The sequence below is a fragment of the Pseudoalteromonas sp. UBA6610 genome (assembly GCF_002433295.1).
In the GTDB taxonomy this organism is placed as follows: domain Bacteria; phylum Pseudomonadota; class Gammaproteobacteria; order Enterobacterales; family Alteromonadaceae; genus Pseudoalteromonas; species Pseudoalteromonas atlantica.
The window spans coordinates 1-21,561 of the sequence record NZ_DJHW01000134.1 but is presented as its reverse complement, the minus strand read 5'-3'; the positions used below and the strand labels follow the sequence as shown (position 1 = coordinate 21,561).

17 protein-coding genes are annotated in these 21,561 nt (G+C 41.0%); 10 read left to right on the top strand and 7 right to left on the bottom strand.

The window, feature by feature from the left end; translation table 11 throughout:
• The first annotated feature begins 127 nt into the window (after positions 1 to 127).
• Positions 128 to 655: a VC2046/SO_2500 family protein gene (locus B4F91_RS17650; protein ID WP_286744898.1), complete on the top strand. Its 528-nt coding sequence runs from the start codon at positions 128 to 130 to the stop codon at positions 653 to 655.
• A 190-nt stretch (positions 656 to 845) separates the two neighbouring features.
• Positions 846 to 1,148, top strand: a complete 303-nt coding sequence (locus B4F91_RS17645; protein ID WP_004589192.1) for a DUF6172 family protein — start codon at positions 846 to 848, stop codon at positions 1,146 to 1,148.
• A gap of 128 nt (positions 1,149 to 1,276) precedes the next feature.
• Here the strand turns inward: B4F91_RS17645 and B4F91_RS17640 are convergent, their stop codons facing one another.
• From B4F91_RS17640 to B4F91_RS17630, 3 genes are all read right to left on the bottom strand, one after another.
• A complete protein-coding gene (locus B4F91_RS17640) occupies positions 1,277 to 1,756 on the bottom strand; it encodes a YchJ family protein (RefSeq protein WP_029774254.1) in 480 nt (159 codons plus the stop codon).
• Between the two features lie 42 nt (positions 1,757 to 1,798).
• Positions 1,799 to 2,233, bottom strand: a complete 435-nt coding sequence (locus B4F91_RS17635; RefSeq protein WP_054983082.1) for a SulA-like leucine-rich domain-containing protein — start codon at positions 2,231 to 2,233, stop codon at positions 1,799 to 1,801.
• A gap of 282 nt (positions 2,234 to 2,515) precedes the next feature.
• Positions 2,516 to 2,971, bottom strand: a complete 456-nt coding sequence (locus B4F91_RS17630; protein ID WP_055254982.1) for a tetratricopeptide repeat protein — start codon at positions 2,969 to 2,971, stop codon at positions 2,516 to 2,518.
• Positions 2,972 to 3,088: 117 nt separating this feature from the next.
• Here B4F91_RS17630 and B4F91_RS17625 point away from each other — a divergent pair, with 117 nt between their 5' ends.
• Positions 3,089 to 4,381: an NCS2 family permease gene (locus tag B4F91_RS17625; protein WP_004589400.1), complete on the top strand. Its 1,293-nt coding sequence runs from the start codon at positions 3,089 to 3,091 to the stop codon at positions 4,379 to 4,381.
• 251 nt (positions 4,382 to 4,632) lie between these two features.
• Here the strand turns inward: B4F91_RS17625 and B4F91_RS17620 are convergent, their stop codons facing one another.
• Complete coding sequence (locus tag B4F91_RS17620; protein WP_024032356.1) at positions 4,633 to 5,391, bottom strand: hypothetical protein; 759 nt, start codon at positions 5,389 to 5,391, stop codon at positions 4,633 to 4,635.
• Positions 5,392 to 5,684: 293 nt separating this feature from the next.
• On the opposite strand from B4F91_RS17620, the gene cysB reads away from it, so the two are divergent.
• On the top strand, positions 5,685 to 6,662 hold the full coding sequence (gene cysB, locus B4F91_RS17615) for an HTH-type transcriptional regulator CysB (protein WP_024032357.1): 978 nt from the start codon (positions 5,685 to 5,687) through the stop codon (positions 6,660 to 6,662).
• Positions 6,663 to 6,733: 71 nt separating this feature from the next.
• On the opposite strand, the gene B4F91_RS17610 is transcribed toward cysB, so the two are convergent.
• The 3 genes from B4F91_RS17610 to pabB all read right to left on the bottom strand — a co-directional run bounded on the left by B4F91_RS17610 (position 6,734) and on the right by pabB (position 10,141).
• Positions 6,734 to 8,110, bottom strand: a complete 1,377-nt coding sequence (locus B4F91_RS17610; protein ID WP_004589403.1) for an L-serine ammonia-lyase — start codon at positions 8,108 to 8,110, stop codon at positions 6,734 to 6,736.
• 102 nt (positions 8,111 to 8,212) lie between these two features.
• A complete protein-coding gene (locus tag B4F91_RS17605; RefSeq protein WP_286937516.1) occupies positions 8,213 to 8,788 on the bottom strand; it encodes an NUDIX hydrolase in 576 nt (191 codons plus the stop codon).
• A 6-nt stretch (positions 8,789 to 8,794) separates the two neighbouring features.
• Positions 8,795 to 10,141, bottom strand: coding sequence for an aminodeoxychorismate synthase component I (pabB, locus tag B4F91_RS17600; RefSeq protein WP_286937514.1), 1,347 nt, complete (start codon positions 10,139 to 10,141; stop codon positions 8,795 to 8,797).
• 169 nt (positions 10,142 to 10,310) lie between these two features.
• Here pabB and B4F91_RS17595 point away from each other — a divergent pair, with 169 nt between their 5' ends.
• From B4F91_RS17595 to B4F91_RS17570, 6 genes are all read left to right on the top strand, one after another.
• Positions 10,311 to 11,837: a fumarate hydratase gene (locus B4F91_RS17595; protein WP_004589406.1), complete on the top strand. Its 1,527-nt coding sequence runs from the start codon at positions 10,311 to 10,313 to the stop codon at positions 11,835 to 11,837.
• Between the two features lie 450 nt (positions 11,838 to 12,287).
• Positions 12,288 to 13,328 (top strand): Glu/Leu/Phe/Val family dehydrogenase, encoded by a 1,041-nt coding sequence (locus B4F91_RS17590; RefSeq protein WP_024033350.1) that lies wholly within the window; start codon positions 12,288 to 12,290, stop codon positions 13,326 to 13,328.
• A gap of 154 nt (positions 13,329 to 13,482) precedes the next feature.
• Positions 13,483 to 14,121 carry a CatA-like O-acetyltransferase gene (locus tag B4F91_RS17585; protein WP_273606402.1) on the top strand — a complete coding sequence of 213 codons (639 nt, stop codon included), beginning with the start codon at positions 13,483 to 13,485 and terminating at the stop codon, positions 14,119 to 14,121.
• A gap of 355 nt (positions 14,122 to 14,476) precedes the next feature.
• Positions 14,477 to 17,365: a ligand-binding sensor domain-containing diguanylate cyclase gene (locus tag B4F91_RS17580; RefSeq protein WP_349681410.1), complete on the top strand. Its 2,889-nt coding sequence runs from the start codon at positions 14,477 to 14,479 to the stop codon at positions 17,363 to 17,365.
• A gap of 58 nt (positions 17,366 to 17,423) precedes the next feature.
• Positions 17,424 to 18,248, top strand: a complete 825-nt coding sequence (locus B4F91_RS17575) for a M90 family metallopeptidase (protein WP_054983089.1) — start codon at positions 17,424 to 17,426, stop codon at positions 18,246 to 18,248.
• Between the two features lie 97 nt (positions 18,249 to 18,345).
• A complete protein-coding gene (locus tag B4F91_RS17570; RefSeq protein ID WP_286937510.1) occupies positions 18,346 to 21,522 on the top strand; it encodes an amidohydrolase family protein in 3,177 nt (1,058 codons plus the stop codon).
• Positions 21,523 to 21,561: the final 39 nt, after the last annotated feature.

The window sequence follows — 21,561 nt, the reverse complement described above, 5'->3', positions numbered from 1 at the left end:
CTCGGGAACCCCTCCAATGCAACGGCGCTGATAATAGCAAACTGCGTATTTAAGTAAAGAAAAAAGCTAAAGAAATTTGAAATAAAGCCGATAAATATCTATCAGTTATCATAATCGGCTAAAGACTATGCAAATCGATGATTTGTTAATCACAGAGAGTCAACTAAAGACCAGGCTAAATAAAAGTGTGCATGAAAATCGCAGAGGCGAATTCTCACTTTTATTAGCGATGCTATCGCACGATGTGCTGGATTTTAGTCAATTTCACTTGCCAAAAAGTGAAACGCATAGTGCTTATGTAGACGAAGAACAGTTAAGGGAGCGCTTTGGTGCTGGACCAAAGCAATTATTAGCTCCCGAAAAATTTGATATGACCATAGGGCAAGAGCACGCGTCGATGATTGTTCAACAAGGCGAGCAAGCAGGCATGAAAGCAATAAAATTAAGCCACTGCTTAAAGCCTGAGCCACTAGCGATTAGAGATGACAAGTTACATATTCCTTTAACAGTAATCGATAATTGTGAACTATCAGTACGCAGGCGCTTAAATGACACGCACACCGCGCTTGCAAGTCCACAAATGGACGCCGCAGCATTTTATGACGATTTAACTAATGAGGCTATACATAAGCCATTGCTTGTTGCTAACGCATAAAAATAATTTAACACTTGTGCGTTTTAAAAGCCTAAAACACCTTATATTTAATAACCGGTTATGCAATAAAATAGAACAATTCTTTTTTTGTTTAAAAAAAGCATCCACAAATTAAATGCAATTGCTATAATGGCTGCAAATGGTATGACTTGAGTGCCATTATCATTAAATCAAGGTAATTAGGAACGTAATGAAGAAAACATTCACGCTAAATCATGAGAAAATCAAATACCCTCGTATGGTTGATGCTGCAAAGCATGAAGTGAAAAAATATTTGAAAAGAGAGCGCAATAAAACGCTACCTGTTGAAGCTGATTACTGGGCGTTTGACTGTAAGTTTGGCACAAGTGCCGATGATGCCGAAGTTGTTCACGTAGCTGAAATTAACAACAAGATCAGCGAAATCGAAAAGCAGGCGCTTACTTCATTCTATGTTGAGATTTTAGCTAGACCTGCGCAGCGTGAATCGTTCGATCTAGATGATGATGAATAACCAATAGCAATATTGTAGAAAATGGACCTAGATGGTCCATTTTTTGTTTATGGCAGTTATTAACATGTTAGTGGTATAGAGTAGCGCTTAAATAAAAAGCTATTTTTATGCTAAGTATTTAGCTTATTTTATACACTGTGACACTTTTTATATTTTTTACCGCTTGCACATGGGCAGGGGTCGTTTCTGGCAACTTTTATATCGGCGACCGGATTAATAATACCCTCTAAATAACGCCATTCACCGTCCTCTTTTATAAAGTCTGATTTCTCATCCAATTCACAATATAAGTTTTGGTAAAAATAATACGCGTTAAAGGCAACATAACCTCGCTCATCACTTTGCTGCGTATCGCGCACAACCAATTTTACAAAGCGGCAGCTATTGGCAAAGTCAGCAATTTCATTTACTGGGTTTTGTGCTTGTTTTTCTTTGGCGTAAGTTTTAAATACATAAGATGCATTTTTTAATGCATAAGCACTAAAGCGCGAACGCATTAGTTGCTCAGGTGTTGCTGGGGTTTTTATATCAAGATGATAAGGCTGGCAACAGTCACCATAATTAAGCTGACTGTTGCATAAGCAAGCGCTAGTACTGGTTACACTCATAAAATACTAATTAACATAAATTAAAAATGTATTTTACCAAGCTTATTGAGTAAGTGATATTGCTGTAGTACTGGTTTTTTTAGTAAAGCAAAATAGCTTAGCGCTTCTTTTGTCTAAATTAAGCGATAAATTAACAAGCTGCTGCTCACTTACTATATCGGTCCATGTAATAATGGCTGCAAAGTTACCATTATGAAGTGCTGAATTAAGCACATACTCTAAATTTACTAAATGCTTTTGTCTTATTACAAGCAGTTTACTGGTATCTATAGAGCAGCTATCTAGCAAGGCTTTACTAGGCACATGGTCGGGCGCAATCAGTAAGGTCCACGCGTTAGAGCTATTGTATTGGTGCAACACTTTTAGCATTTCAAACGTAGCAGAAATTTCATCTTCTACTTTTATTAAGTTTACCGACTCACTTTCATCATGTTGTTGGTAACTTTTAACGGTTCTTACGGTAATTGGCTGTAGCATAGTTCTCACTCACTGGGTTTATATACAGTACACGTATACAGTAGTTTATACAGTTGTTGTGTGCAAGCGTTTTTTGTTATTTTTTATACAGTTAATGGTTTTAAAAAATAAACAATAAAATAACACTTTAAAAACAGTGAGTTATAATTTAAGCCGTGTAAGTGAAAGCTGAGGGTGTTTGCAGTACTGTATAAAGTGTAGCAGCGTTATACAGTACTTAAGGGATGGCTATTCAGTTATTTTAGTGTGTTTTACAGTGCTTAGCTGTTAGCTATACAGTAGTTAGTCATTTTTTGGGATTAAGTGGGCAAACTGAATTTGGTGGATTTGCTCATACAAGCTGGCTGCATAGCACTGAGCGTCTTTAAGACGTTTGGTGTCGATATATTTTCTTAAATCATCTAAAGCAGCGGTTGCCGGTTCATAGCCTTGGCTGCTGGCTAAACTTAACCATGCTGCTGCGTGAAATACGCTTTTTGGTACGCCTTGGCCTTTGACAAAAAATAACCCTAAATAAAACTGGGCGCGATGATTTCCGGCCATTGCGGCAAGGCGCATCCACTTAGCTGCCAACGGTGCTTGGTTATGCTTTAAATAATACAGTGCTTTGTTAAGTGTTGTTTGCTCACTTACATCACTATTGTTTTCAGCGCTGTGGTTTGTAGGCTGTGTTACAAAATCTAAAATATTGTTTAATTGCTGCTCTAAGTCTTGTCCGCTAGGCTGAGTCTTATTCATATATTTTCTTTTTTATAGTTTCTACGTCAACAGTTTAGTATATCGCAAGGTAAAATGTCCTGTTTATACTTAATTTTATGGTAAAATCACGTCACTTTTTACTATCACAAGTCTATTATGCTCGAAGCTCTATTTAAACTCCGCGAAAATAACTCCAATGTGCGACGCGAAAGCATTGCTGGAATCACTACTTTCATTACTATGGTTTACATTGTATTTGTAAACCCTGCAATGCTTGCGGAAGCAGGCATGGATCAAGGTGCTGCATTTGTTGCTACCTGTATTGCGGCTGCTATTGGCTGTTTTATTATGGGATTGTGGGCTAATTACCCTTTAGCACTTGCGCCGGGCATGGGTTTAAACGCGTTTTTTACTTACGGTGTTGTACTGGGCATGGGTTATAGCTGGCAAGCTGCATTAGGTGCGGTATTTATGTCTGGTTGTATATTTTTAATATTAAGTTTGTTTAAGGTCAGAGAGTGGATAATTAATGCTATTCCTTTGGTTTTAAAGCAGGCTATTGCCACTGGTATTGGTGCGTTTTTAGCGTTAATTGCGCTTAAAAATGCAGGCATTATTGTTTCAAGCCCAGCTACATTAGTACAGCTTGGCGATATTACTTCGGCAGGTCCTTTATTAGCTATTTTAAGCTTTTTTGTCATTGCTGCTTTGCTTTATCGTGATATAAAAAGCGGCGTACTTATTAGCATTTTGCTAGTAACGGGCATTGCGTTAAGCCTCGACTTAGTTGAGTACCACGGCGTAATGTCAATGCCACCGTCTATTTTACCTACCTTCATGCAACTTGATTTTGCAGCGGCCTTTGAGCTTTCTATGCTGAGTGTAATCTTTGCGTTTTTGTTTGTTGATTTATTTGATACATCAGGCACGTTAGTTGCGGTAACTCAAAAAGCAGGCTTAGCCGATGAAAAAGGCAATATGCCACGTTTAGGGCGTGCTTTAAGTGCCGATAGTACAGCTACTATTGCGGGTGCAATGTTAGGTACTTCTACCACTACTTCTTATATTGAGTCTGTAGCCGGTGTATCGGTTGGTGGGCGTACTGGCTTAACAGCTGTTGTTGTGGGTATATGCTTTTTACTAATGATGTTTTTTGCGCCGCTTGCGCAAATGGTGCCGGCTTATGCAACAGCGGGTGCTATTTTATACGTTGCGGTATTAATGCTGCAAAACCTTAAGTTTGTAAACTGGGATGACATGAGCGATGCAATTCCGGTAAGTGTAGTACTGCTTATGACGCCACTTACATTCTCTATTGCGCACGGTATTGCTCTTGGTTTTATATCGTATACTGCGGTTAAAGTACTGTGTGGTAAACGCGATCAGGTTAGTATTAGCGTGTGGATTTTAACAGCGTTATTTATTATCAAGTTTGCATTTTTATCATAATAGCTAATACCCATTCTTTTAGCTAAGAGGCTTAGTTTGAGGGTGGGTAAACATTTATTATTTAGTGGCTATTACTCATTGCCACTGCATTGTTATACCTTGCGTATCTATGTTGTGGTAAATGAGCGTTTATAACGTAGTTAGCGCTAGGTAGTGCCTCAAAATACGTTAGTATTTACCCATTGGTAAAAGCTTAACAGATACAAAAAAGCCCATACATTATGTATGGGCTTTCTTTTGGGTATTTAAAATTACCATTTCTTTTTAGGTGCAAATAATACGTCTAAGTCATCTTGCTCTGCTTCTGCTTTTTTCTTCAGGGCAGTGGCGTTTGATGCTTTTAGTTCTGTGCTTATTTCTTCTAAATAGGCTTCAACTTCTTGGCGTTTTGCGTTTACGTATTCATCAGAATAGGTAACGGCACTAAGTGTTGCATAGGCTTTTTCAAAATATTGCCTAGCAGAGCCCACCATGCTCGCTGAACGAGCAGATAAACCGCGTTTAATTTGGCTTTCTATGTTGATTCTAAGTTGTAACTTTTCTAGGCGCTTATCTTCTGCTGCAAATACTTGGCTATCTACACGGCCTTTACTGTGCTCAGAGCGCATAATAACTCTAAGCTTTTTTATGCCCTGAATTAACGAGACTAACTGCTTATCGTTACTTGGTAACGATAAATTGTCGCTGCTATTACCTTGTACTGCACCACTTAGCTTTTCTTTAGCTTCGTTCATTCTGCTTTTTAATGCTTTAGAATTAGGTGAATGGTTCACCATAGCGTTAAGTGCTTCGTAACATCTACGTTGTAAAACGCGTATAATGTTTTCAGAAAGCGGAATATTAGCGCTATTCATAAGTGCTTCTTCGGTTTCTTCAATTATCGCTTTTTGTTTTGTTAATTCTTTGCGACGTTCAATTTCTTGCTTTTCTTTATGCTGCTGTACAGCGCTTACCCACAGTGCAATCACTATCAGTGCCACTATAAGCACAATTATAATCGAAACGATCATGGCTTAATTCTCGGATTCATAATCTATTTTTTTATATTACATCAAATATATGCTTTGAGGGTAGCTTTGCGCTGATTAACTTAAAAATATGTTAAAAATTAGATATAAGAATAATGTATTATAAGTTGAACCTGAATAAACATCGCTATCTGCAGCGGGTTTATTATGCTAGCCTTAATGCTTAAATAATGAAAATATACGTGCTTACTTTGCCAAGTTTTAACTAAATTAAACTTGGTTTTGCTTAGTATTACCATCATATAAGCTTAATAATAACGTTAAAAACTGCAACCATGAAATTACAACAACTTAGATACATCGTAGAAGTTCAAAACCATAAGCTAAACGTATCAGCAACTGCTGAGAGTTTATTTACCTCACAGCCTGGTATATCTAAACAAGTGCGCATGCTTGAAGATGAGCTAGGTGTACAAATTTTTGGCCGCAGTGGTAAGCATTTAACGCATGTAACGGGGGCCGGCGAAGAAATAATTAACATTTCTCGCGAAATTTTATCTAAAGTCGAAGGTATAAAAGCGGTTGCTAATGAGCACACGCTGCCTGATCAGGGTAAACTAAATATAGCTACTACACACACGCAAGCACGTTATGCTTTGCCTAGTGTTATTCAGGGCTTTATGAAAAAATACCCAGCTGTTTCGCTGCATATGCATCAAGGTACACCACAACAGATTTCTGATGCGGCAGCGCGCGGTGACGCAGACTTTGCCATTGCAACTGAAGCACTTCATTTATACTCAGATTTAGTTATGCTGCCTTGCTATCATTGGAACCGCAGCATTGTGGTGGCAAAAGATCATCCACTAGCACAAAAGGCCGACAATTTAACCGTTGCTGATATAGCGCAGTATCCGCTTATTACGTATGTATTTGGGTTTACTGGGCGCTCTGAGCTTGATAAAGCATTCAACGCGCACGGCCTTGAGCCGCACATTGTGTTTACTGCAACCGATGCCGATGTAATTAAAACTTATGTAAGGTTAGGGCTAGGTGTAGGTGTAGTCGCCTCAATGGCCGTTGATCAATTAAGTGACACAGATTTAGTGTGTATTGATGCCAGCCATTTATTTGAAGCTAGCACAACTAAAATTGGCTTTAGAAAGGGCAGTTTTTTACGTACTTATATGTATGACTTTATTGAGCGTTTTGCCCCGCATTTAACTAAAGAGCGAGTAGAGCGAGCAAGCTTATTACGTAATCAAGAAGATGTTGATGCGTTATTTGCCGACATAGAACTGCCAGTAAAATAGTAAGACTTTAACTATATAAATATTAAAAAACCGCGTATTGCTAAAATACGCGGTTTTTTGTTTTTATATGCTTAACATTCAATAATGTTTACCGCTAATCCACCGCGAGCGGTTTCTTTATATTTGGTTTTCATGTCGTTACCGGTATCGAGCATGGTTTTAATCACTTTATCAAGCGACACCTTTTGCTCGCCACTGCCACGTATTGCTAGGCGAGAGGCATTAATTGCTTTAATGGCGCCCATGGCATTGCGCTCAATACACGGTACTTGTACCAATCCGCCTACAGGGTCGCAAGTTAGGCCTAAATTATGTTCCATGCCTATTTCGGCGGCGTTTTCAACATGTACTACATTACCACCAACAATTTCGGTGAGTGCGCCAGCTGCCATTGAACAGGCAACACCTACTTCACCTTGACAGCCTACTTCTGCGCCCGAAATAGAGGCATTTTTTTTGTATAAAATACCAATCGCCGCTGCGGTTAATAAATAGCGTGTGGCTATGTCGCGGTCCACTTCTTTAATAAATGTGTGGTAGTACATTAAAACGGCCGGCAATATACCCGCAGCACCATTTGTTGGCGCCGTGACTACGCGCCCACCCGCGGCATTTTCTTCATTTACAGCTAAGGCAAATAAATCCACCCAATCCATTGCTCTGAGTGGGTCATTACTCACTTCTACATTTAGCTTTAAATACAAACTAGGTGCACGGCGTTTAACTTTTAAACCACCTGGTAAAATTCCCTCGGTGCGCATGCCACGTTCAATACAGGCTTTCATTACTTGCCAAATATTAAACAACTCGTCTTTAATATCGTCTTCTTTGCGCAGCGTTTTTTCGTTATGCATCATTAAAGTAGATACACTAAAGCCTGATTCTTTACACAGCTCTAGTAAATCTTTTGCACTTTCGAACGGGTAAGGAGCCGGGTTTTGCTCGCGTATATCAAGGGCTGCTTGTTTTTCGTTTTCAAATTCTTCATCGGTAACAATAAAGCCGCCGCCAATAGAGTAGTACACTTTGCTATATACTTTTTCGCCATTGTTTGAGGCAATAATTTCCATGGCATTAGAGTGCTTAGGTAAGGTTTTGCGGCGATGAAAAACAATAGCCCCTTGCTTAGGAAAGTTCGCTTTATGGGTTTGGTTGAGGTATATCACTTGCTCTTTTTCAATGGTGGCAAGGATATCGTCAACTAAATCGGCATCTATTGTTTCTGGGTCGTAGCCGGCAAGCCCTAATATAACGGCTTTACCAGAACCATGGCCTACGCCGGTTTGACCCAGTGAGCCATAAAGCTCTACCTTTATATCGGTAACAGAGGTTAAAAGTTGTTGCTCTTGTAGGTCATTAACAAATAAGCGCGAGGCACGCATTGGGCCAACGGTATGTGACGACGATGGGCCAATACCAATGCTAAACATATCAAATGCACTGATCATACTATGGGTCTCTACTTTATTTACTCAGCCCGAAAGCTGTTCTTTGAACGGTCGAGTATCATAACGTTAATTCTATATTATGTAACTATTTGGCAGTAAGTTTTACACTGGTAGGGCAAGCTGTTTTGTAAAGTTTTTTATAATGCTAGCCGTTGCTCCCCACAGTAATCCGTGCGGTGTACTAAACCCTTGCAAGGTGATGGTTTTGCCAAAACGTTGAAAAGGAATAGGCTGCCAATTGGCCTCGTTTGAAAGCTGGGTAAGCGACAGTAAAAAGCTAGCTTGCACTTCATTATAATCGTTCTCCCATATTGTGTGTTCATCAAGTAAACCCACAAATGGGCTAATGCTAAAGCCTGTTAGGGTAGAGTATTGTGGCAGCTGCCCGAGCACTTTAACATTACTTGGCGCTATATTAAGCTCTTCGTGTAGTTCTCGAAGCGCTGTGGTGCGCAGGTGTTTATCGCTTTGCTCAAACTTACCGCCGGGTAAACAAATTTCCCCAGGGTGATGATGTAAATAAGTAGGGCGTTTGCACAATAAAATATGCGCGTGGTTATCAACATCAATAATAGGCAGCATAACCGCACTGGCACGCTTTTTACGGGTATCTTTTATTTGATTTGGCGCGGGAGTAGGGCTTAGCTGAAACCGCGCCATAATATGTTCACTATTCAAAGCGTTCTACTGTTTTAATAAAGGAAGTATTTTATTCACTTTATCGTATGTTTCTTGGTATTCCAATTCGACTTTAGAATCAGCGACAATACCACCACCGGCCCAGCAATAAATGTGTTCGTTATGACAAACCAATGTACGGATTGTAATACTGGTGTCCATATTACCGCAGGCGCTTAAATAACCTATAGAGCCACAGTAAATACTACGCCTATGAGGCTCTAGCTCTTCAATTATCTCCATAGCTCTAATTTTAGGCGCGCCAGTGATTGACCCTCCGGGAAATGCTGCTTCAAGTTGATCAACACACGTTTTACTTTCATCTAGCTCTGCCGTTACGGTACTCACTAAGTGATGCACTGCCGGAAAGCTCTCAATAGCAAAAAGTGAGGGCACCTTTACAGAGCCAGGTTTTGCAACCTTACCTAAATCGTTACGCAGTAAATCAACAATCATTACGTTCTCTGCGCGGTCTTTGGTTGAGTTTTCAAGGGCTCTGGCTTGCTGTTGGTCGGCGATTGCGTCGGCCATGCGTGGCAAAGTGCCTTTGATGGGTTTTGTTTCAACTATATTGTCGTGAACTGCAATAAAGCGCTCTGGCGATATTGATAAAATGGCGCCACGTGGGTGGTTAATAAAGCTAGAAAATGGCGCTTTATTAGCCTCACGCAATACTTTGTAGGCTTGGAAAGGGTCGCCTTTAAAACCGGCACTAAATCGCTGTGCTAGGTTGATTTGATAGCAATCACCACTTTTTAAATAATCTTGTATTTGCGCAAATTTGTCAGCGTATTCATGCTCACTCATATTTGAGTGCCAATCGCTGGTGAGCGAAAACTGTGCTGTTACTAGATCGTTTGCTAAATATTGCTGGTAAAGCGCTAAACGGTTCACCTCAGGTTGAGAAATGTAAAACCAGCTTTGCTGGTGTTTATCAAATATCAGCGCATCTAAATAAAGGCCAATGGCCATTTGTGGCAAAGTTATATCGTGTTTTGCCGTGCGTGGCATGTGCTCAATAATACGCCCTAAATCGTAACCAAAATAACCAAGCCAGCCGCCGTTAAAAGGCAGGTTATTAGCGGCTTTTTGCGCGCTAAGTTTACTTAGTTCTTCGTTCATTATTGTAAAGGGGCTACGCGAGTCAAGCTGCTGATTAAATACGCTTTGATTATTGTTTACTTCTAAAATAGCGTGAGGCTCTATCGCAATAATATCAAAGCGACTATTTATGTGCTCGCTATTGGCTGAGTCTAGTAATACGGCATAGGGTAAATGCGCAAAATGCGCGAAAACATCAATGCAGTTTTGTGTTATGGCTAATTTTACACAATTTTTTTCATTGTTTAGCATTTACTGCCCCTTTAAGAACTGGCTCGAAACGGGCTGGGAGGGTATCATAAGTCAAATTTTTTTGGCAGCGTTTAGTATCAAATCTACGTTGTAATTAAAACAGTGCAAACCACCGTCACCGGTTTGGTATAGATTACGCTTAAGCGTAACGCTAACTTAAGGAACCACTATGAGTACAATCCGTCAGCAAGACTTTATTGATAGCATTGAAGATGCGTTGCAATATATCTCTTTTTATCATCCCCTTGATTTTGTTCAAGCGCTAGAAAAAGCCTACAACAAAGAACAAAGCAAGGCTGCAAAAGATGCAATCGCGCAAATTTTAATTAACTCGCGTATGTCGGCTGAAGGCAAGCGTCCATTGTGTCAAGACACGGGTATTATTACCTGTTTTGTAAAAGTAGGGATGGATGTTAAGTGGGATAAAACAGATTTAACCGTACAACAAATGGTTGATGAAGGCACACGTCGCGCATATTTAAATCCAGATAACCCACTACGCGCTTCTATTGTAGCTGACCCTGCTGGCACACGTAAAAACACTAAAGATAATACCCCTTCAGTTGTACACATTGATTTAGTGGCGGGCGGCGAAGTAGAAGTAATGGTTGCAGCGAAAGGCGGCGGCTCAGAGAACAAAAGTAAAATGGTTATGCTAAACCCATCTGACGATGTAGCTGCATGGGTAGAAAAAACGCTACCGACAATGGGCGCTGGTTGGTGCCCGCCAGGCATGCTAGGTATAGGTATTGGTGGAACCGCCGAAAAAGCAGCGGTAATGGCAAAAGAGTCGTTAATGGACCCGGTTGATATTCATGAATTAATGGAGCGCGGTGCAGAAACAACGGAAGAAAAACTGCGTTTAGAAATTTTTGAACGTGCTAACAAGCTAGGTATTGGCGCGCAAGGTTTAGGTGGTTTAACAACGGTTGTTGATATTAAAGTAAAAACAGCGCCTACGCATGCGGCATCAAAACCTGTTGTGATGATCCCTAACTGTGCAGCTACGCGCCACGTACACTTTACACTAGACGGCTCAGGCCCTGCAGATTTAAAAGCACCTAAGCTAGAAGACTGGCCAGAAGTGACGTTTGAAGTAGGTGAAGGAACTCGCCGTGTTAATTTAGATACGTTAACTAAAGAAGACACCCGCGAGTGGAAAATGGGAGAAACTGTTTTACTCTCAGGCACTATTTTAACAGGCCGTGATGCTGCTCATAAACGCTTACAAGATATGATCAATTCAGGTGAAGGTTTACCTGAGGGCGTTGATTTTGATAATAAGTTTATTTATTACGTTGGCCCAGTTGATGCTGTAGGTGATGAAGCTGTAGGCCCTGCAGGCCCTACAACTGCAACACGTATGGATAAATTTACCGATATGATGCTAGAAAAAACCGGCATTGTAGGCATGATAGGTAAAGCTGAGCGTGGTCCTGCTACAGTTGAGTCGATTAAAGAGCATAAATCGGTTTATTTAATGGCGGTAGGTGGTGCGGCATACTTAGTATCTAAAGCAATTAAAAAAGCACGCGTGGTTGCCTTTGAAGATTTAGGTATGGAAGCAATCTACGAATTTGAAGTAGAAGATATGCCAGTTACGGTTGCTGTAGACAGCGAAGGTGCTAACGCACACACGCAAGGCCCTGCAATTTGGAAAGCTAAAATTGAAGAGCTAGACGGCAAGCTTAAATAAAGGTTTACGTAATCTAATTACAAAGCGAGCTTAGGCTCGCTTTTTTTGTATTTGTTTTATGAAATATTAAAAAAGCGCAAATTGCCCCTTCAAATAAACACCTCAGACCAGTTACAGTAAATCTGCTTTTTTCTTCATAAACCTATACACTGTGCGACTTTGCTGGGAGGGGAGCTGTGTAATACAAGGTTTACACTTGGCATTACCTTTACGTTCACGTAAATGTGAAAGCGCTTTTTAACGGTGTTGTTAGCTTTAAATTTAATTTATGTGCCTTTTGTTGAATTTTCTATCCATACTTTATTGTTATTTAGATTTATTAATTCACAAGGCTCGCTTTTTACGGGTTTAACTTCTCATTATGTGGCACCCTTAAAAATGAAGTGGTAAAGTTTCGTCAATTTCCAGCGCTCATCCCTCTCACGGGTAAACTATTTTGGAGTAATTACAGTGGCTGTGTTTAATCAAGCTGAATTTGATAACCACGAACAAGTGGTTTTTTGTTCTGACGAAGCGTCAGGTTTAAAAGCAATTATTGCCGTACATAATACTAACCTTGGCCCTGCTGTTGGTGGTTGTAGAATGTGGGACTATGCCAACGATGAAGATGCCGTTTACGATGTTTTACGTCTCTCTAAAGGGATGACCTATAAAAATGCGGTTGCTCGCCTACCGTTTGGTGGTGGTAAATCGGTTATTATTGGCAATGCAAAAGAGATTAAGTCAGAGCAGTTATTTCGAGCTTTTGGTCGTCAATTAGAGCGATTGAATGGCCGTTACTATTCTGCCGAAGATGTAAACATTACATGTGATGACGTTGCATTAATGAATAAAGAAACAAATTATGTGCTGGGCTTGGAAGGAAAAAGCGGTAATCCGTCACCTTTTACAGCTTACGGTACGTTTTTAGGAATTAAAGCGGCATTACAGCACCAACGTGGGCATCAAGATTTTGCGGGCATTAAAGTGGCTGTACAAGGTTTAGGTGCAGTCGCCTATGGTTTATGTAAGCATTTAGCGCAAGCTGGTGCAAAATTATTTGTAACAGATATCAATCAAGATGCTGTAGAGCGCGTAGTAAATGACTTTGGCGCTACGGCGGTGGGTATTGATGAAATTTACGACCTTGATGTTGATGTATACGCACCTTGTGCTTTAGGTGCCACCATTAATGATGAAACCATTGCACGTATTAAGGCAACCATTATTGCTGGGTGTGCTAATAATCAGCTAGCGCAGTCTCGTCACGGTGAAGTACTTCGTGAAAAAGGTATTTTGTATGCACCCGATTACGTTATTAACGCTGGTGGCATTATTAATGTGTATTACGAAACGGCACCACAAGGCTACAGTGAGGCGGCGTCTAATAAACACGTTGAAGGTATTTTTGATACCTTAACCGAAATATTCACCCGTAGTGAAAAAGAGCAAAAATCAACGCATTTGATTGCCGATGAGTTAGCGCAAGAGATAATTCAAAACGGCCTGTAAATTTACCCCGTTTATTTAAACTAAGGCGTACAGTGGTACGCCTTTTTTGTTTATACTCTATGGCGTGGTAATTTTGTGGCCAAGACCCTTATGGCAATCCGGCCTAATCGTTAACGACAAGCTTATGGATATTATGACTGATACAAACGCCTTAATGGAGCCCATCGACCTTGATACATGGCCTCGCCAACAACACTTCGAATTATTTAAAAACTTTACCCAGCCATATTTTAATGTGTGCGTAACACTTAACGCCAAGCCTTTATTTGAATATTGTAAACAAAATAAACTGTCTTTTTTTCAAGCATATGTACATGTCACACTAAAAGCCTGCCACGCTTATAACCCGATTATGCTAAGAATTATAAATGAATGCCCATGGCGCTTAAAGCAAGTAAGAGCCAGTGTGGTAGAGCTTGCTAGTGATGATTCGTTTATATTTAGTTACTTTAATTATTCGCCTTGCCTTGAAGAATTTGCTCAGCACGCCACAGCTATAAGCGCCAATGCTAAATCTCAACCGTTATTTTCTCAGGCGTTTAATCAAACCGAAGGGCAGGCCGATTTGATACATATATCGGTTTTACCTTGGCTGAACTTTAGTAGTTTTTCGCATGCCTTTAGTGAAGGGAAAAGTTTAGGTATTCCTAAATTTGTGTTTGGTCAATACGATAAAACCACGGGCCTAATGCCGTTTTCGATTGATGTGCATCATTCGCTAATGGACGGTTTACACGTCGCAGCGTTTATAAACGTATTACAAAACAATATTGACGACTTTTGTAAAGATTAATTGAATTTAGTTAATGCAATGTATTTATTTGCTATGGTAGTATTTTTAGTTAGATAGGCGATATAAGTTAATTTGTAACGATTAGCTGATACGTTTACGACATTAAGTTTTAGCGACTTATTTAAGGTGCTTTTTAGCACTTATTATTAGTTGTTTACGCTATTGTTTAGTTTTAATTAACGCGCTTTTAGCGCTTAAACAAACCCTAGTGTATTCACCCAATGCGTATAGGGATTTTAACGCTTTGTTGGAGCGCACAATATTGGTGTGCTCAGTGCCAAGTAAATTCTTTCCTACTCCTTTTAAATAACGATAAAACGCTTACACACAAGTAAAAGAATAACTAAGGCAGTTGATGATGAGACAATTAAGCATTTTATGTTCTTTTTTCGTCATGTTTTTATGTGAAGCCCAAGAGCAAACCCGTTTACCGTTAAGTGATTATTTTTCTGAAACATGGAATACCCGCTCTGGATTGCCCCACAACAGTATTAATAGCGTTACGCAAACCCATGATGGCTACTTATGGGTTGCTACATGGGAAGGTTTGGCACGTTTTAATGGCCAAGAGTTTACAATATTAACCCGTGCTCATATTAATAACTTACCCGACTCGGGTTTAAGGGCACTCACTCCCACAAATAGTGGTGGGTTATACATAGCGGGGTCGCGCGGAGGAATTAGCTTATATCAACATAGGCAGTGGGATACCAAGCGATCAGCATCAACCATGGTTAATCATTTAATTGAAAGTGCTGATCAAAGCCTATGGTTAGCTCTTGAAAACGACGGCGTGTTTTATCGTGAACATAACAGCGATACCGACCTTGCGATTATTAAAAATGTGAGTGCTTATCGCGTTATAGAAGATCACGATGGGGTTATTTGGGCAGCAACCAGTGCAGGCCTTTATAAAATACACAACAAAATACCGACCTTAATGACACCACACTTTGGTTTACCAAATGCACCTGTCTATAACTTATTAATTACCCGTGGTGGCTCGCTTATTGTGGGAAGCGAAAAAGGCGCGTGGATCAAAACCAATGCGCAGTTTCAGCCGATACATGAAAAGCTTAGCAATGAATCTATTTCTAGCTTACTAGAGGATAACCATGGAGACTTATGGTTTGGCACAATTAATAAAGGGGTGTTTAGGTTATCTCCTGATGGCGTAGAGCAGTTAGATGCCAATAACGGATTACCCGCCAACCGTATTTTATCTTTGTTACAAGATAGAGAAAACAGTATTTGGATTGGCACTAACGCCGGGTTGTTTCGTCTGCGTGAGTCGCCGTTTTCATCGTGGACCCAAAAAAGAGGTTTAGCGGGGGATTATACCCGCACAGTGCTTTCTCACTCCGATGGCAGTTTATGGGTGGGGGGAAGCTCTGGCTTAAATATAATAAAAAATAATCGCGCTACCTTGGTTTCAGGCTCTAAACAAAGCAGTCCTTATTCTGTGCTCAGTTTACACGAAGCACCCGATGGTAGTGTGTGGGCAGGTACGTATACCTCAGGTGTTTTAAAAATAGTTAATAATACCTTTACGCCGTTTATTAATCGTAGCACTGGACTTGGAAGTAACGAAGTAAGGGCTTTATTATTTGATTCTAAAAACCGTTTGTGGATAGGCTCTGCTATGGGGCTGACGCGCATCAATGAAGATGGCAGCTTAGATCAATTTACAAATAAAAAAGACTTACCAAGTGGGTTTGTACTTGCACTTAGTGAAGATAACGCAGGTAATATTTGGGTAGGCACCGGCAATGGGGTGGTGGTATTTGATATTGTTAGTGAGCAGTTTACAACGGTTGAATTCCCTCGTGAGTTTTCTGCTCAATATGCGTTTGGGTTTTATATTGATGATAACTATACCTGGATGGCCACAGATAGAGGTTTAGTGCGCTATGAGCTAACAAGCGGAAAAATGGCCATGCTTGGCTTAGAGCAAGGTTTACCTATCGATAAACTATTTCAAGTGGTGCCGCACAATGGCTCATTTTGGCTCTCGAGCAATCGCGGAATTATTCAAATCGATAAAAATCATATACAGCAAATCCTCGACGCTCCCGCGAGCGCTAAAGCACCCGTGCTTAACTATCAACTGTATGATGAAGGCGATGGGATGTTAAGTGCGCAGGCCAATGGAGGTTCAACCCCTTCGGCTGTAACGCACAACGATGGGAGTATTTGGTTTGCAACCGCAAAGGGGGTGAGTACCGTAAAACCAGCTCGCTTACAAGCATCAACGCAAATTGCGCTGCCGACCATTATTGAAAATATTTTTGTAGATGGTAAGCCTATTGCGCTTCCGCTTGAAGGAGAGTCGGTATTTTTGCCTCCGGGGGTTTCTCGTTTATCGTTTCATTATGCAGGGCTGAGCTTTATTATGCCGCAGCGATTAAATTTTCAAACCCAATTAAAGGGCTTTAACGATAAATGGGTTAATCGCCAACATATGACCGGTGCTGAGTACACTAACTTACCGCCTGGGGAATATACCTTTATGGTACGAGCAAGTTACCCTAACGCACAGTGGCAAGATAATCAGCAAGCTATAAATATTGTAATTCAGTCATTTTTTTGGCAAAAACCGCAATTTAAGTTTGCAGTATTTGTATTATTTTTAATGGTTATTTTTGCTATATACAAATACCGTTTATACCACTACAAAAAAATAGAAATAGAGCTGACTAATCGCGTAGAAAAACAAACGCAAGACCTACAAACACAAGCCAATGCGTTTGCATATCAAGCAACGCACGACCAACTTACCGACATGCCTAACAGGCGTGCTTTTGATAGCTGGCTTGCCCATAACTTTGCCACTTACAAACAGCAAAACCGGCCTTTAGCCATAGCTATACTGGATATTGATCACTTTAAGCGGATTAACGATAACTGGTCGCATATTATTGGTGACAAAGTGATTTGTACTATTGCAGAGCTGCTTAAAAATGGCTGCCAAGAAAACCAGCATATAGCACGCTGGGGCGGTGAAGAGTTTACAATTGTTTTTGCAGATAAAACCGCCGGCGAAGCAAAAATCATATGCGAAGCACTGCGCGAGAGCATTGCACAGCATGACTTTTCGGCCATTGGTGAGGGGTTAAGTGTAACAGCCAGTTTTGGCTTGTCTGACTCAACCAACGTCGGTGATTACGACCGCCTTTTATCGCGGGCAGATCAAGCATTATACAAAGCTAAAAATAGCGGACGAAATTGCACAGAAATTATCTGATTGAAAATGAGTGCATGCGCACATATTAATAAGAGACTAACTTATTTTGGATGTCCCCATGATAAACGGGCTACTCATTTTTGCTTTGGCTATTTTTGTTGTAATTTATTGGCGCTGGCAGGCACTACAAAACTGGCTTTGGAATAAAAAATATAAAAACGCGGTTTTAAACTCTCAACAAAAAGAAATACTCCTTCGTTGCATGCCTATCTATAAAAAGATGACGGATAACGACAGAGCCAAGCTTGAGCGCCACATAATATGGTTTTTAAATGAAAAGCGCTTTTTAGGACGAGACGGACTAAAGCTAACCCCCGCCATGAAGCTGATAGTTGCTGCCGATGCCTGTGTGTTAGTGCTTAATAAACCGTGGCCACTTTATAAAAACGTGAAAGAAATTTTACTCTACCCCAGTGCGTATTATGCGCCGCAATCTACACGAGATAGTGCTGGGCTGGTTAGTTACCACAACGCGGTACGCTTAGGTGAGTCGTGGCCTGGTGGCACGTTAGTGCTAAGTTGGCACGATGTACTTGAAGGCAACCGTTTACCAAGCGATGGCCATAATTTAGTGTTTCATGAATTTGCCCATCAGTTAGACCAAGAAACCGGAAAAACCACTGGCACTCCATTATTAAAAAACCCCAATGCTTATAAAGAGTGGGCCCGAGTGTTTAGCCGTGCCTTTGTGCAGTTAAAAAGTCATGTTGCTTATAACATGCCTCACGTTATTCATAGTTATGGGGCAACCAATGAGGCTGAGTTTTTTGCAGTACTCACAGAGACCTTTTTAGAAAAGCCGGCGCAGCTTAGGCAACACGACCCTGAAATTTATAGAATGCTGGTGGATTACTACCAATTTGACCCCATAGTTTGGCATTAATTTTTGGTACTTGGTCTGATAACGCTGGCAAGTTAGCGCTGTTTTTGTTGCAATCGTGTTAGAGAGTTTAACTGCAATAATAACAAGCGAGAAATGCATGAAAAAAATGCTTCACACTGCACTGGCTTTATCAGTCGCCCTTGCAATAGGTCAGCCGCACGCAAACGAAGAGCAAGAAAAGTGGCAGGTAGACTCACCAAAAGGCGAGTTTGTAGATGCCACCATTAGCACAGAGCAAGGCACATGGATGAACATTGATGTTAGTCCTGATGGCAACACGCTGGTGTTTGACTTACTTGGCGACATTTACACTATGCCTATAAGCGGAGGTGAAGCAACTAAACTCACCTCAGATATTGCTTGGCAAATGCAGCCTCGCTTTAGCCCTGATGGTAAACACATTGCGTTTACCTCAGATCAAGGCGGTGGTGATAATATTTGGGTTATGGATGTTGATGGTAGCAATCAACACGCTGTGACTGACGAAACCTTTAGACTTTTAAACAGCCCCGCATGGAGCCCTGATGGCGATTACCTTGTCGCACGCAAACACTTTACCGCTAGTCGCTCACTAGGGGCTGGAGAAGTGTGGCTCTATCACAAAGCGGGTGGTAAAGGTGTTCAGCTTACTAAACGTGAGAACGACCAAAAAGACTTAGGTGAGCCAATGTTCTCACCAGATGGGCGCTATGTTTATTTTTCTCATGACGCGACGCCAGGTAAAACTTTTCACTACTCTAAAGATTCTGTTGCCGGTATTTATAAAATTAAGCGCTACGATAGAGAAACAGGCGAAATAGAAACCATAATACAAGGCATGGGCGGTGCGATAAGACCCACACCTTCACCTGATGGTAAAAAGCTTGCCTATATAAGACGTGATGACTTTCAAACAAGCTTGTACTTATACGACCTAACCAGTGGCGAGCACACCAAGCTTTATGACAAGCTTGAACGCGATATGCAAGAAACTTGGGCTATTCATGGTGTGTATCCGACCATTGCGTGGACCCCAGATAACGAAGAGCTGGTGTTTTGGGCTTCCGGTTCGATACATAAAATTGCTGTTGATGATAAAGCTGTTGCGCGTGTTCCCTTTAAAGTAAACACCAGTAAAAAAATACAAACCGCGGTACGCTTTACTCAAAATTTAGATACCGATGAGTTTGATGTAAAAATGTTGCGCAACGTGCAGGTTAGCCCCGATGGTGAAACTGCGATTTTTGAAGCATTAGGTTATATTTATAAACGCGATTTAGACTCTGGTAAAATTAAGCGCTTAACCAAACAAACTGATCATTATGAGCTGTTCCCGCAGTACTCCCGCGATGGTAAAAAGATTGTTTACACCACCTGGAGTGATACTAAGCAAGGTACTGTTCGCGTTGTCTCTGCTCGTAGCGGGCGCGGCGAGGCGATAACTCGCGAGCCGGGTAAATACGTTGAGCCTACTTTTAGTCCTGACGGCAAAACAATCGTTTATCGTAAAGCCACCGGCGGAAGTATTTTAAATCCTAAGTGGTCACTTAACCCAGGTATTTATAAAGTAAGTGCAAAAGGGGGGGAGAGCGAGCTTATTTCTAAAAGTGGTTATCAACCTCAGTTTGGTAGCGCCAATGATCGTGTATTTATCATGAGCCCTTGGCCTAAGCCTACCCTAAGTGTTGTGGAGCTTGAAACTAAAAACGTTCGTAAGCTTTACGAATCAGAGCATGCGACTGAATTTCGAGTCTCACCAGATGGTAAATACTTAGCGTTTGCTGAGCGCTTTAAAGTATTTGTTACCCCGCTGGTAGAAAGCGGCTCACCTATCACAATAAGCCCTAAAGATAACCAGTTTCCTATTGAGCAGTTGTCTGTGCGTGCGGGTGAAAATATAAGTTGGAGTGCTCAAAGTAACACTCTCTACTGGAGCTTAGGGCCCGAGCTATACCATGCAAGCCTTGATGGTATGTTTGCTATTGATAAAGCCGATGATGCCGACTTTAAAGTAAAAAGCGGTGAGAATATTAGCTTTAGTAAAAAAATGGCTGCACCAAAGGGCATGATTGCGCTAAAGGGCGCCAACATTATTACCATGAAGGGTGAGCAAGTCATTGAAAATGGTGTCATCATCACAGACGGTAAACGCATAAAAGCAATGGGTACTGCTGATGAGGTAACGATCCCCAAAGGGGCTGAAATTATCGATGTAGCAGGTAAAACAATTATGCCAGGGATTGTTGATGCGCATGCACATGGCTCACAAGCCAGCGATGAAATTATTCCTCAGCAAAACTGGAAAAACTATGCTGGTTTAGCGTTAGGTGTCACAACAATTCATGATCCATCAAACGATACCTCTGAAATATTTACCGCCAGTGAAATGCAAAAAGCCGGCATGATTGTCGGGCCACGTATTTTTTCTACCGGCACCATTTTATATGGAGCAAATATGCCTGGTTACACCTCGCATATTGATTCGCTAGATGATGCTAAATTTCATTTAGAGCGTCTTAAAAAGGTTGGGGCGTTTAGTGTTAAATCGTATAACCAGCCACGCCGTGAGCAGCGCCAACAAGTTATTGAAGCAGGGCGTGAGCTTGAGATGATGGTTGTGCCAGAGGGCGGCTCACTGCTACAACATAACTTAAGTATGGTTGTTGATGGGCATACGGGCATTGAACACTCAATTCCGGTTGAGCATATTTACGATGATATAAAACAATTATGGTCGCAAAGTGATGTTGGTTATACCCCAACGCTTGTTGTCGCCTATGGCGGAATTTGGGGAGAAAACTACTGGTACGATAAAACGGACGTGTGGAATCACCCACGTTTAAGTAAGTTTGTGCCTAAAAATCAGCTGTTGCCACGTGCTATGCGCCGAGTAAAAGCGCCCGATCATCACTATAACCACTTTAATAACGCCCGCGTTGCTAAAGAGCTGCAAGATTTAGGTGTACTGGTAAATTTAGGTGCTCACGGACAACGCGAGGGCTTAGGTGCACATTGGGAAATGTGGATGTTTGCTCAAGGCGGTATGAGTTCACTTGAAGCAATTAGAGCCTCTACGCTTGACCCTGCTAAATACTTGGGGCTTGATAAAAATATAGGCTCGCTAGAAGTAGGTAAGCTTGCCGATTTAATTGTTATTGATGGCGATCCGCTGAAAAATATTCGCGATTCAGATAAAGTCGATTACACCATGATCAATGGGCGCTTATTTGATGCAAGCACAATGAACGAAGTGGGTAAAAAGCAGCGAAAACCACTTTATTTTGAAAAGCTATAATTGTAATACACGTTTAAAAAGCGCCTAAGGCGTAATGCC